Source organism: Gelidibacter sediminis, from assembly GCF_004364975.1.
In the GTDB taxonomy this organism is placed as follows: Bacteria; Bacteroidota; Bacteroidia; order Flavobacteriales; family Flavobacteriaceae; genus Gelidibacter; species Gelidibacter sediminis.
On record NZ_SOBW01000007.1, the window covers coordinates 295,233 to 309,005 of the forward strand.

Sequence of the window (13,773 nt, forward strand, 5' to 3'; positions counted from 1 at the left end):
AATTTTAAAACCATTTTTTATACCAATTAATCAAAAAATAAATGGTCCAAATCGTGTTGGTATATTGATCATTTCCTTCTTTTAATGATTTTAATTGAGCGTTTACTTCAGCAAGATTAAATAAGTTTGTATCTCTATTAAACTGAACTATATTATCTTTTACTCCATTATATATCGTTTCTTTTGCCCATTCTCTAATTGGTAAATTAAATCCCATTTTGTTTCTATACAAAATATCATTGGGAAGAATCCGTTCTAATGATTTCTTAAGAATATACTTATTAACTCCATTTTTAATTTTATACTCTCCTGGAATAGATAATGCTAATTGCACCATTTCGTGATTTAAAAAAGGACTTCTAGCCTCAATTGAGTGCGCCATACCTAAACGATCCGCCCTAAACAAAAACTTCTCTGTTACGGCTTGCCTATAACCAGAATAGCATAACCAATTGATATAATCGAATGGGTGACCGTCTAAAAACTGATGATAATCTTGTTTTAACTGTTTGACGTAATTATAAGAAGAATGACCATACACTCTATTTTTAAAGTGGCTTGAGATAATTTTATTTTTTACACCTTCTTTCATCCCACCTGCTCCTGGCCAGTAAAAATCCTGTTGATTATACAATCTATTTGTCATTTCGGATAATGGACTATCCGGTTTAATTTTATCGACAAACGAATTTGCAAGACCTTTAGCAAACTTTGGTGCCTTTTTGGCCAGTTTAAAATATTGATAGGTCTTTACATAACGCTCATAGTTGCTGTATCCACTAAATAATTCATCTGGTCCATCTCCATTTAAAACCACTTTGATATTCTCTTCTTTTGCTAGCTGAGAAATAAAATAAATGGGAATAGCTGTGGTGTCTGCCTGGGGTTCATCATAGATGTCTGTGATTTTTGGTATAAAATCTAGTAAGTCTTTTGGTGTAACCTCCTTAATAAAATGATTTGTATTATATCTTTTAGCTATTTTATCGGCATATTGCAATTCGTTATAATTTGGCTGATTTTCAAAGCCCACAGTAAATGTTTTAATTTCATTTGGCGTATTATCTCTCATCAAAGCCACTATAGCAGAAGAATCCACCCCTCCACTCAAAAAAGCACCTACTGGCACATCAGAAATCATTCGTAATCGTACAGATTCCTCTAACTTATTAAAGACTAAATCTTCCAGCTCCTTCTCTGAAGAAAACTTAAGGTTCTTATGCTTCAAATCATTAAAAGACTCGTATGCTTTTACGCCATCTTTAGTAACAATCATATAATGACCAGGTTTAAACTTTTCTATACCTTTAAACATGGTATTTGGAGTCGCTACAGTATTGTACGTTAAAAAATCATATAGAACCTTATCGTCTATTTCCTTTTTAATCCATGGCAACTCAAATAGTGCTTTTAGCTCAGAGGAAAAAGAAAAGTTTCCATTCATTTCCGTAAAATACAACGGTTTTTTACCTGAACGATCCCTTGCAAGTATTAGCTCTTCCTTTGATGCGTCCCACAGCGCAAAGGCAAACATGCCATTTAAATGCTGCAACATGTCCAACCCAAACTTTCTATAGAGTTTTAAAATAGTTTCGGTATCCGAATGTGAATTAAATGCCTCATCCTTTAAAAACTTTTGATTTAATATCTGAAAGTTAAAGATTTCACCATTAAAAACTATGGTGTTTTTGGCTTCAAAATCGTGCATAGGTTGATGTCCGGCACTAGATAAATCTAATATACTTAAACGCGTTTGTCCCAAACCCAAGCCATGAGTTTCGTTAATCCATATACCATTATCATCTGGTCCTCTATGCGCCAGCTTTTTGTTCATAGCAGCTACCGCATCTCCTAAATGTGTACTGCCTGATGCTAATTGAAACACTCCATTAATACCACACATTATACTATCTCTTTATATTTTTTATAATAATCCTCTTCCATACGCTCAAGACTGAAATATTTTAAACGTGCATTGTAATCATTCTTCCATATAAAACGATTAGTCTTATAATACTCAAGTCTTGTCAGCAAATCTTTAGAGTCTTGACACACATCTTCTGGTTGAAAAACATCTACAATTTCGGTGATTCCACCACCATCTCGAAATACTAAAACAGGTTTTCTTTTACTGTAGCATTCTACGGCAACTAGACCGAACGGTTCGTTCTCTGAAGGAAATACACATACGTCGAATATGGATTGAAATGTTGCCACCTCTTGCTGATATCCTTCAAAGACAACATAATCCCTAATTTTTAAATCTAGTACTTGTTGTTCTAATTTTTCTCGTTTTATACCATCACCTACAACAACTAACACTGCATTAGAATTCAACTTAATGTAATCGGAAAAAGCAGTAATTAATCTATCTACTCTCTTAAATCCTGCCAATCTAGAGGTTGTACCTAATATGAATTTTCCTAGATATTTCTGATTCAACTTATGTTTCAAATCTTCATTAACGCTATTAAATAAAGCACTTCCGTTATAAATTAACGTAAGTCGTTTCCCATTATAAAAATTGCTTTTTACATAATTTAAAGTAAATTTTGAATTACAACATATCTGTACAGGACAATATTTATAAAATAATCGCCTTAATAGGAAACTCAATCTATCCGTATTTGTAATCTGTCGGCCAAATCCAAAATTACCATGCTCAGTATAAATTAACTTCCTCCTAGCTAAAATGGAAGCCACAGCGACACTTAAATGAAATCCATGTAGATGAATTATATCATAATCCTTAAAACATCTAACTATGTTAATAATCTTTAAAGGGTTTAAATCAAATCCGGAGTTTAATTCAAAATTTACTATTTCTATTCCTAGACTTTCGAAATTAGAACTAAATTCTCCCAGTCTTTTTCCTACACCAATAGCAACAATAGTGTCTTCTCTCTTTATTTGCTGAGATACCAAATCAAAAACTAAACGCTCGATACCCCCAAACCTTAAACTTCCTATATAATGGATAACTCTCATTAATCGTTATAATTCTGATCCGCAAAAATAGAGGTATTTATCATTTAAATAATTAAATTAATTAAAAGATTGATAAACTAGTGGTTAATGGGATGAAATTAGGGAAGTTATTCTTGTTTGTACTAACTAAATTTTTACTAAACAGGAACCTATTATAATGTTCGGAGTTTTTAGAAGGCGTTTCAAAGGGTACTCTATAAGTAAAGTTATTAAGTCTAAACTGAAGGTTAATATATTTTTTTCCAAGAAAACTAAATTGGTTAGGCAAGACAATTCCTTTGTGATTAATAGAAAGCTTATTATCTTTTTGAATGGTAAAATTACCTGGAAGATTAAACCTTTCTGCTGGGAGATAAAAGTTAGAAACCGATAACCTTTCTTTTAAAAACAATCTAAGTTCATCATTAAAATTTAGAACTAAAGATCTTATCTCTTTGTCACTGGGCTTACTTATGTACCATTTTGCCCTATACTCTATTACACATTGTACCAAATCATAAAGCTTACCAGTATTCACATTTAATAATTGTAAATCAAATTCTATAGCTTTAGCGAGCAATAAAAATGCGCGTAATTTAATAATCTTCAAGGTCACTTGAGCATCAATGGTGATAAGCATTTTAAGCATATACTCAAAAGCAATTTGGGTTTTTAAATCATCGCTAGTTTCTATTTTATAATTATTTAAACCTAAATCCGCTCCTCCTAGATGATTCAAATTGGAAATAAGGTTATAAGACATGCTCTTTGGCAAGTCTTTTTCTTCAATGCCAAAAATTGCATGTGTGAGAATGTTTTTTTCGTCTGCATTCAAATTTACGCGATAGTTTCCTAAACATTGTGAATTATTTTTGAACACACAAATGATATCTAAATCTGATATCCCTGGATGTTTCACTGACCCCATCTGATAAACACTTATAACGGAATCTTCAGCCAACAACTCACTTATCAATTTATTTTTAAGGTATTGATATTCTTGATTTGATATTTCTACTGGATAATCAATTAATTTTAACTTCATAGCACTTCTGATTTTATTGCCTTCGTTAAAAGCATTAAATTATTATAAAAATTTTGATCTAACTGTTCAGTTATAGTTGTCGGTATTTTAGGAGCAAATAAGCGCGTTGCTATTTTTCTAAATTTTGGATTCGATTGAACTAACAATGACCTTTGTAATCCAGTTAAACTATAATTCCAATTTCCTCTAATTTCAGTAGCTGTTTCAATTGGCATCCATTCGTCTTCTGTAAACTTAGATTTTACTGCTAAGAAACTCTCTCTTTTAAAAATCCCTTCACTGTACATTGCAGAATAATATAAGCATGGCACTAGCATTATTTGGCTAAGGACACTCTTGAGTTGAAAAATATTGTTTGGTCTCCAGTGTTCTTCTTCTCTTTTCTCAAATTGATTGAGCATATTAATTAAAGTACTTTTATAATCAATATTTAGAGGCACCCTTAATCGCAACTCTAAACAATCATCCTTGGGAAAAATCAGTTTAGCATGTTCTAAAATTGTGACTGGTAAATAACTCTCCGGATATTTATATAAATCACTTTCTAATATTTGAAACCATCCATGATGTTGCAGCGGATCAAAACTATAAATAATTTTCATAGATTCCTTCTTAAAGGATTTCAATTGTTTGGAATCTACAAAACTATCTTTTACAATCAGTAAGCCGTCAAAATCACTGTACGGAATAATCTCGTTGGTAGCCACACTACCATGAACTAATACGGCATAAAATAGATCATTATATTTAGTCTCAATTAGACGTTGTAGTTTGTCTACAACTTCTATCTTGGTATCAAATCCACTTATTATACATTTTACTTCTTCCAAACTACTAAGATTTAGCTTTTGACTTAATTACCGAAACAATTTCCAAAATTATCTGTTTTTGAAACACATATATAAGAGACAATGCACTAAGTCCCATCATTATTAAAACAAGCCATGCATTAATCGTTAAGAAATGATTTTCTACGAAGTAATACATAATACTGAGAATTGCAATTATTAATAAGGACACTTTTAAATTATCAAATAATTTTGTCATGGACACAGGTATATGATGATTTAGCACAATTAAAAAAAGCATGAATGATAAGGCTTTGGAAATTACCAGAAAATAAGCCACCCATAATACTCCATATTGTACACCTATAACTATTGCCAAAACTGTTAATATTGTTCTCCCTATTGAAACATATAACGAAACCTCAGGCTTTCCAATGCTAGAAAAAATAACACCTCCAAATTGAGAGATAGATTGTATAGCTCCAGCAAAGCAAAGGATTTTTACAATAGGAATTGCTGCATCCCATTTTCCTCCAAACACAAACTGAATAATTAATTCTGCATTAAATGCTATTATCGCCATGCTAGGTAATGAAATCATAGCAATCAGCTGCAGTGACTTATAATACCCTTTCATAATTTTTTCTTTATCGTTTTTAAACGATGAGAATGAAGGAAATAACACTTCGCTAAAGATATAAGAAATGCGTTTTACAGGGGTATACATAATATTATAAGCAAAAGCATAATACCCTAAAACAACACTAGTAAAAAATTTACCTAAGATTAAGTAATCGACATTTCTCTCAAAGTACATAACCATATTCGATGCTTTAAATTTTAAGGAATACCATACCATGTGTTTTATTTCCTTAAAATTAAAGTAAAACTTGGGTCTCCACCGTTTATAAAGCATAATCATGACCAGTCTAACCGCAGAGGACACCAAAGATTGCAGAATTAATGCATACACTCCCAAGCCTATGAACGCACCAATTATAGCCGCAACAGAACCTATTAGTGTACCTGATAAATTAATTTTGCTTATAGATTTAAACTCTAAATCGCGTTCTAGAAGTTTATAATGTATAATATAAAACGGATTAAGCAATATGTTTAGGGCTGCTACAATGACTATAGTTGTAAGCTTAGGTTCATTATAAAAACTGGCTGCAAACTGGGAGGTGGAAATAATTATTAGAAACGAAAAAATAGATAAACCGTAATTTAACCAATATATAGAAGACAATTGTTCTTCGCTAGTTTTACTTTCATGAATAATTGACGACCCAAAACCCATGTTGGTAAATAAGGTTATAAAGCCAATATACGTCAGAGTCAATGCTACCAAACCAAAATCCTCTGGCAACAACAGACGTGCCAAGACAATATTGACAACAATAGCTAAAAGTTGAGACAGTACATTAACAATAGTTAAATAAAAACCACCTTTAATGATTTTATTTTTCTTGCTCACGACGCTGAATTTCTTCTAAAATTTTTGTTTTAGACATTGCATAGGTATTCTCTACGATATGATCATAAGCTAATGCAGTTTTCTTTTCGTTCAATTTTGGACTATTAACAATGAATTTTATTTTGTCGACTAACAAATCGGGTTCATCTGGTTTTAAGAAGTAAACCATTTCGTCAGTGTATCTATCCCTTAACGATGGTAAATCTGAGTAAATTACTGGATTTTTACTCTTAAAGTAAGAACTGGTCTTACCTGGCCCTAAATAATATCTATTATATTCATTATCGGTATAATAACCTACTAACACATCCGCCGCTCTAATAATATCTTCATAATTTTCAATTGTTTGAAAAGGAAATAATATTAAATTAGTTATACCAAATGATTCATAAAAAGCTCGTGTCTCCTTATTAACACCCACAAGAACAAATTTAAATTCAGGTAATTTTTTTGCTGCATAGATTATATGATTAATCTCATTCGAATTTTTAGCGACTTTACCCGCATACAGAATATATTTATAGTCTTTTAAAAATCCAAATTTCTCTCTTAGTTTCATTTTATCAAACGACTGGTCATTTTCATTAAAATAATAGCGACGTGGAGTTTTAATAATCTTGTTCTTTAACTTTATATCTGATTTTAATTTACTTTCTAAATAAGAAGAGCCAACAACTATATAGTCTGAATTATTAACAATAAAGTTGTGTAAAAATGAATTCTTTAAATACGGAGCTTCAAAAATAAAAGTTGTTTTAATTATTCCAAGCTTTTTCAAAATTAAAATGGGCACAGATGAGATGAAACATTTACTGTATACAATATCATATTTAAATGGATTTCTATTTTTAAAAGCAAACTTCGCACTCTCTTTAAACTTTTGCAAACCAAATTTTAAATTCGAATCTTTGTTTGCTCCATCCTCTTTAAATTTAGTTGGTAATTCTATAATATTAAAATTAGGTTTAATATTATAAAGATTAAATATTTCACTGTATTCTATTTGGTAATTTTCCCTCTCCACTTTAGGAGTAATTAAATCAACATTTATACCAAGTTGTGAGAACCCAGAGCAACTGTTCATTATATGGACCGCATCAGATCTGTTTTTTCTCATGTCTCTTGGTGAAATGTAAAGTAGTCTTTTAAACATATTTTAATCTAAATGTGAATAAAATTGAAATTGTATTCCAATTTTATTTATGGTTATAACAAAAATCGTTTGTTGTCCTATAAATTTTTCCTAAGTAACTAATATTAATCCTTTCTAATATGAACAGCCTATTTGGTTACTTAGACTTTAACATTCTAGCGGGATTCCCTACGTAAATGGAATTTTCCGGGACATCATTTAAAACAACGGCTCCAGATCCGATGATAGCAAAATCCCCTATGTTGATATTCTCCCTGATTGTTGCATTCGTACCTACGTGAGCTCCGCGCCCTAGAACTACATTACCTCCAACAACAGAATTAGCGGTTATATGCGAAAATCTTTTCATTGTACTGTCATGACCTAAAAAAGAATTAGGCAGTAAGATACAGTTATCTTCTATAGTCGTATCTGGTGATAATTGAGCCAATGGTGAAATTAAAACTCCATTACCAATCTTACAATATCCTTTTGGAATTATGGCAGATGGATGTATTAATGTTGCAAATCGCTCTCTAGGAATGTTTAAATTGGAAATCTTTTCAAAGACTTCCTTTTCATTTTTCATCCCAATATATCCAATAAAGAAATATACATCTTCATCTTTTAAATATTTATCTACATCTTTAGAGGTACCTATAACTTTATGTTTTTTATAAACACCCACGGTATCTCCAACTGGAACAAAGTCATTCAAAAACCCAAGAATCTCATAGTAGCCTAAATCTTGTGCTACTGAAGCAGCTATCATACCAATTCCTCTTCCTCCAAGTATAACTAGTTTTTTCATTCTTTTTTATCTATCATTTTTTGCTTTAATAATATTTTTTTCGCCGCTTTTATCATAGGTGGCCCTATAAATTTTCCGTTTATAATGGCAACTCCTTCTCCTGCAATTTTTGCCTGTTCTGCCATTATGAGCATGGCATCAGCATCTTTAATTTCTTGTTCTGTTGGGGAGTAATATTGATGTACTAAAGGTATTTCTTTTGGGTTTAAGACCAACATACCCTCAAAACCAAGATTCTTGGAAACCTTTAAATTCTTTTCTAAATCCTCCAAATCATGTACTCTTACATGTACTGTATCTATAGGAATTACTCCTGTAGCTCTAGCACCCATTGCAATCATGGCTCTAGGAGTAAACAAACTTTGATGCTCTAAATCATGAACTCCTTCTAAATCGGTAATAAAATCTTCTGATCCATAAGCAATGGCAATCACTCTTGGCGATGCTAAGCATATTTCCTGAACATTCATTACTGCTGAAGCTGTTTCTATTAAAGGAATTATTTTAAATGTACCAATTGATAATCCTTTTTCATACTCAATCGTTTCTAATAATTTATCAAAAAAGTATACATCTTCTCCCCGTTTTGCTTTAGGGTACATAAAACCATCTATTCCGTCAATTGTTAATTGCAGGATATCCTTTAACAACTCCCCACTTTCTCTATCATTCACCCTAGGGAATATCTTTTTTCCTGCAAACGTTTTAGATTTAACATACTTAATTATTGTGTCTCGTGCTACTTGTTTATTGGCAAAGGGCTGAACGGAATCTTCTACATCTAGGAGCAACACATCAGCATTAGATTTTGAAGCACTAATCATCAATTTTTTATTATGACTTGGCACAAACATTAAACTTCTTAGTAATACATCATTCATAATTACTGTTTTTTAGAAATTAACACTTTACGTCTAAAAGACAACACATCCATATTTAATTGATTCTTTGCTATGGTCTCTACATATACAATTCCTCTATCGTTTTTAGAAGTTTCCCATTTGTCTATAATAGTGGTACGCGCATAAAGTGTATCATTTATATGCACAGGATGTAAATGTTTTACAGATTCATATTCTAAATTAGCAATAGCTTTTCCACTTATATCGCCAACCGTTATACCAACAACGACACTAAACACTAAAGTACCTACAACTAGAATTTTGCCATGTTGTTTTTGTTGTGCATAATCTAAATTGAGATGAACAGGATGATGATTCATCGTTAATAGACTAAATAAATTATTATCACTTTCAAAAATAGTTTTTGTTAAAGCATGATGAATTGTATCTCCAACGACAAAGTCCTCATAGTAATTCCCAAATTTACTTTCCATATTTTTTATTTTTTAATATTTCAAGAGCTCTTAAAGCGTGTGGCTTTTCAATAATTTCCTCATTTAATATAAAGGGCTCCAAACTTTCACCATTATAATTTTCTGGCAAATGAGCTACAACATTCCTAGCCCATCCAACCAATTCTTTATCTTGCCCTGTTTCTTGTTTAAACCACTCTAATTGGGTTGGATGTATTAGAAACTTAGCGTCATACCCATTATCTTCAGCATACCTAACCTCATCTATAAAAGATTCTTTATTATAAATATCCATAGAAGCAATATCGATGGCTTGAAGATTATAAGCTTTTGCTAAATACAAAACTTTTTTTCGAGGATAATCTAATTGGAGTTTAGTGTGCTCGGCATTCAAAAAAGTCATTAAATCATGAGATCCCATTCCAATCCCCATAATTGACTTAAAAACTCTCGGATGACGCATTAATACATCTTGAATTTCTAACAGCAATCTAGGGTGCTCTATTAAGATAATATATTCTATACTCTGAAATTTATCAATTATTTCTAATAATTCAGCTGCTGATTTAATTTTCGGCAAAATCATTTGCTTCACACCTATCTGATAGAATTTACTAATGTAATTTAAATTCAATAAGTCATCGAAACCATTTCTTAAAGGAATTCTAAACCAATATGATTCAATACTTTCGTTAGTTTTTATTTCTTCAAAATAAGTTTCTAATTCTGAATTAATTATAGCATCCTCAAAGTCAATAATAATCTCGTCTGCTGAGGATTTTTTGATATCTTTCAACTTCCTAAGTCTTGATGCCGGTATGAAAAAGTAAGATTTCATATTAATTATTTTGAATTCGAAGTAACAACCTACTTATCAACTCAACCTCCTCAACTGTCAAGTCGAAGTACAATGGTAAGCATAATACCCTTTTTGCTATATCGTCTGTGATTTCAAAATTTTGAGGGTCTAAATATGGTAATGTATTAGCTAGTGACGGATAAAAATAACGTCTTGTAAATATTTCACTAGCAGCTAACCGTTTCATACATTCTAGCATTAACTCTTCACTTTCAAAAACTAGTGGATAATAGGCATAATTCTTTGTTCCATCATTGTGCCAAGAGGGTGTTTTTACTTTAAGCCCCTTTAGTTTTAAATTATAAAGTTCCGTTAGCTCCCTTCTTTTATTATGTACAGCCTCTATATGTGGAATATTTGCCAATCCCATAGCAGCATGATATTCTGAATTTTTACCGTTTATTCCTAACTCCGCAAAGCTTTCTGTCCCCGAAAATCCAAAATTTCGAATATATGCAAGCCTTTTTAATAAAGCTGGATCTTTAGTAACAATTAGGCCACCTTCAATAGAATGGTACAATTTTGTGGCATGTAAGCTGCAAGTACTTATATCGCCATATTCAAAAACAGACTTCCCATACACTTCAACACCAAAAGCATGGGCGCCATCATATATCACCTTAAGGTTGTGTTTTTTTGCAATTTTCTCGATAGCCAACACATCGCACGGGTTACCATAAACGTGGGTTGCCAAAATAGCTGATGTTTCATCAGTAATGGCAGCTTCTATTTTTGTTGGGTCTATATTCAATGACTCTTTATCAATATCCACAAAAACCGGTTTACAACCTTCCCAAACAATACTGCTCGTGGTCGCCACAAACGAAAATGGCGTCGTTATAATTTCACTTTTTAAATCCAACGCCTTTATGGCCATTTGTAAGGCAATAGTACCATTAGTCACGAACAGTAAATGTTTTACATGTAAATGGTCTTTCAACTTCATCTCTAGTTCACTTGCCAACGGCCCCATATTAGTTAGCCACTGTCGCTTCCAAATACCAGACAGGTATTTTTTATAATCTTCTTGAGGCGGAAGAAAGGGTTTTGTAATTGGTATCATTGTTTTAAAATTATTTTTTTGATGCTTGTAAGGGCCGTCATTTTAAAAATATAGGCAAAAGTAAGATATATAACTGAGCCTCCTAAAGCTAATATAGTTATTCTAAAAAAATCTTTTAGTTCATTTATGTGCAGATAAGTATCCGCAAACCATAAACTAGCGCCTACAAAAAAAGCAAGCGCCAAAATTGGCAAGACGTCTAGGGCTTGTTCTAAGGGTTTATAGTTAATGAATTTTCCTGTATAATGTGTATTGATAAAAAAAGCTAAAATTGATGTGATCAACTGTCCCCAAACAAGACCTAAAACTCCAAAATTAAAACTTATAGCCACCACAGCTAATACTAGTATTTTTTTCATGATTTCTAACCTTAAAAACAAATCACTCCTACCTTTTACATTTAGAATATTTAAATTATAGGAATGGATAGGATAAAGTATACCCGCCAAACATAACACTTGAAAGTACGGAACAGCTGGCAACCACTTCTCTGTAAACAAAAACCGAAAAAGAGGTTCTGCCAATACACCCATTATTACCAATATGGGAGCTATTACAAAAACCACTAATTGCATAATTTCTTTATATACACGCTTAAGTCTTAAGTCATCATTATTGATGCTCGCGAATAAAGGATACGTGACCCTATTCAAAGCACTTGAAATATTTTTAACAGGTAATTGTTTTAACGAATCAGCACGAGTATAAAACCCCACTTGAGATGTCAAAAAGTATTTCCCAATTATTATTTGATAAATATTTAAGAAAATAGTATCAAGCAAACCTGACAAAGTAAGTTTATATCCAAATTGGAAGTGAAATTTAAACTTATTCACATTAAATATCAAAGATGGTTTCCATTTTGATCGAACCCAAAGCTGAACTGTACTTAGAAAACTTTGAGAGAGTCCCATCCACACTAAACTCCAAACACCATGACTTGTAAACGCTAAATAAACACCTAATAACCCGGAGACTATTAAAGATGGGATTGCGACTAACATCTGGGTTTTGAAATCCATTATCTTTGTTAATCTTGTAGACTGAACGGCCGAGAATGCCGTTATAATAAAAGACAAACAGTAGACCCTAATTATATTTATTAGAATAGGCTCGCCGTAAAAATCAGCAATTAACGGTGCTGTAACAAAAACAAGAAAATAAATGAAAATACTTCCTATTAAATTAAAAAAAAACACCGTTGAATAGTCTTCTTGGTCTGGATTTTCAGTCCTAATTAAAGACTGTGTAAGGCCTCCACTTATGAGTATACTACCAATTCCCATAAAAATAGATATCATTCCTATTAGGCCAAACTCTTCAGGCATCAATAGTCTTGCTAATACTATTGAGACTCCAAACCCAATTAATTGGGTGCTAAATTGCTGAAGAAACGTCCAAAAAGCACCCTTGGTTGCCGTATTTCTTAAAGACATTTATTTCTTAATTATTTTTTTTAAATAGTCATAATAGTCGCCTTTAAGCTCCCTTACTTCTTCAAAAATATTGTCTTTAGTAATCCATCCATAATTCATCGCAATTTCTTCTAAACATCCAATTTTTAGTCCTGTACGTTTTTCAACTGCTTTTACAAACTCCGTAGCTTCTGTTAAGGCTTCATGAGTGCCCGTGTCTAGCCAGGCAAAACCCCTACTTAAGATTTGAAGTTTTAAATTATCTTCCCTTAAATACGATTGATTTATGGAAGTTATTTCTAATTCACCTCGATGTGACGGTTTGACATTTTTAGCAATATTGATTACTGAGTTCGGGTAGAAATATAAGCCTACCACAGCGTAATTTGATTTCGGGTCTTTTGGCTTTTCTTCAATACTGATAACATTTCTATCCGCATCGAATTCGGCCACTCCGTAACGTTCTGGATCATTCACAAAATTACCAAACACAATTGCTGTGCTTTCTGTCTCAACAGTGTTTACAGTATCCTTTAGTATTTTTTGTAAGCCTGCACCGTAGAATATATTATCGCCCAAGACTAAACATACATCATCACTACCTATAAACTCCTCCCCCAAGATAAATGCTTGCGCTAAACCATCAGGACTCGGTTGTTCTTTATAACTTAGGTTAATACCAAGTCGTTTACCATCACCTAATAATTGTTTGAAATTTGGGAGATCATGAGGAGTGGATATTATTAAAATCTCTCGAATACCAGCTAACATCAATACAGATAACGGATAATATATCATTGGCTTATCGTAAATTGGTAATAGCTGCTTACTGACTGCGAGTGTTAGTGGATGTAAGCGCGTTCCTGAGCCTCCTGCTAGAATGATTCCTTTCATTTTTTTT

13 protein-coding genes are annotated in these 13,773 nt (G+C 32.1%); all 13 read right to left on the bottom strand.

Annotated features, from left to right (window positions below; genetic code table 11):
• Positions 1–4 precede the first annotated feature (4 nt).
• Positions 5–1,903: an asparagine synthase (glutamine-hydrolyzing) gene (gene asnB, locus BXY82_RS01380; protein ID WP_133756393.1), complete on the bottom strand. Its 1,899-nt coding sequence runs from the start codon at positions 1,901–1,903 to the stop codon at positions 5–7.
• Positions 1,903–2,988 (bottom strand): glycosyltransferase, encoded by a 1,086-nt coding sequence (locus BXY82_RS01385; RefSeq protein WP_133756394.1) that lies wholly within the window; start codon positions 2,986–2,988, stop codon positions 1,903–1,905. Before BXY82_RS01385 ends, asnB begins: the two co-directional genes overlap by 1 nt.
• Positions 2,989–3,049: 61 nt before the next feature.
• The gene (locus BXY82_RS01390; RefSeq protein WP_133756395.1) at positions 3,050–4,012 is read right to left on the bottom strand and encodes a hypothetical protein; all 963 of its coding nucleotides are present in this window, start codon (positions 4,010–4,012) and stop codon (positions 3,050–3,052) included.
• Positions 4,009–4,842, bottom strand: coding sequence for a nucleotidyltransferase domain-containing protein (locus tag BXY82_RS01395; protein WP_133756396.1), 834 nt, complete (start codon positions 4,840–4,842; stop codon positions 4,009–4,011). The genes BXY82_RS01390 and BXY82_RS01395 overlap by 4 nt, the downstream gene beginning before the upstream one ends.
• Before the next feature lie 4 nt (positions 4,843–4,846).
• Positions 4,847–6,277, bottom strand: a complete 1,431-nt coding sequence (locus BXY82_RS01400) for an MOP flippase family protein (protein ID WP_133756397.1) — start codon at positions 6,275–6,277, stop codon at positions 4,847–4,849.
• On the bottom strand, positions 6,261–7,394 hold the full coding sequence (locus BXY82_RS01405; RefSeq protein ID WP_133756398.1) for a glycosyltransferase family protein: 1,134 nt from the start codon (positions 7,392–7,394) through the stop codon (positions 6,261–6,263). Before BXY82_RS01405 ends, BXY82_RS01400 begins: the two co-directional genes overlap by 17 nt.
• A gap of 172 nt (positions 7,395–7,566) precedes the next feature.
• Positions 7,567–8,220, bottom strand: coding sequence for a NeuD/PglB/VioB family sugar acetyltransferase (locus BXY82_RS01410; RefSeq protein ID WP_133756399.1), 654 nt, complete (start codon positions 8,218–8,220; stop codon positions 7,567–7,569).
• A complete protein-coding gene (locus BXY82_RS01415; RefSeq protein WP_133756400.1) occupies positions 8,217–9,101 on the bottom strand; it encodes an HpcH/HpaI aldolase/citrate lyase family protein in 885 nt (294 codons plus the stop codon). Before BXY82_RS01415 ends, BXY82_RS01410 begins: the two co-directional genes overlap by 4 nt.
• Before the next feature lie 2 nt (positions 9,102–9,103).
• The gene (locus tag BXY82_RS01420; RefSeq protein ID WP_133756401.1) at positions 9,104–9,556 is read right to left on the bottom strand and encodes a MaoC family dehydratase; all 453 of its coding nucleotides are present in this window, start codon (positions 9,554–9,556) and stop codon (positions 9,104–9,106) included.
• Positions 9,546–10,373: an aldolase/citrate lyase family protein gene (locus BXY82_RS01425; RefSeq protein WP_133756402.1), complete on the bottom strand. Its 828-nt coding sequence runs from the start codon at positions 10,371–10,373 to the stop codon at positions 9,546–9,548. The genes BXY82_RS01420 and BXY82_RS01425 overlap by 11 nt, the downstream gene beginning before the upstream one ends.
• 1 nt (position 10,374) lies before the next feature.
• Entirely contained in the window at positions 10,375–11,457 is a 1,083-nt protein-coding gene (locus BXY82_RS01430; RefSeq protein WP_133756403.1) for a DegT/DnrJ/EryC1/StrS family aminotransferase, read from the bottom strand.
• The gene (locus BXY82_RS01435; protein ID WP_133756404.1) at positions 11,454–12,893 is read right to left on the bottom strand and encodes a lipopolysaccharide biosynthesis protein; all 1,440 of its coding nucleotides are present in this window, start codon (positions 12,891–12,893) and stop codon (positions 11,454–11,456) included. The genes BXY82_RS01430 and BXY82_RS01435 overlap by 4 nt, the downstream gene beginning before the upstream one ends.
• Positions 12,894–13,766, bottom strand: a complete 873-nt coding sequence (gene rfbA / locus BXY82_RS01440) for a glucose-1-phosphate thymidylyltransferase RfbA (RefSeq protein WP_133756405.1) — start codon at positions 13,764–13,766, stop codon at positions 12,894–12,896. It abuts the gene before it with no gap.
• Positions 13,767–13,773: the final 7 nt, after the last annotated feature.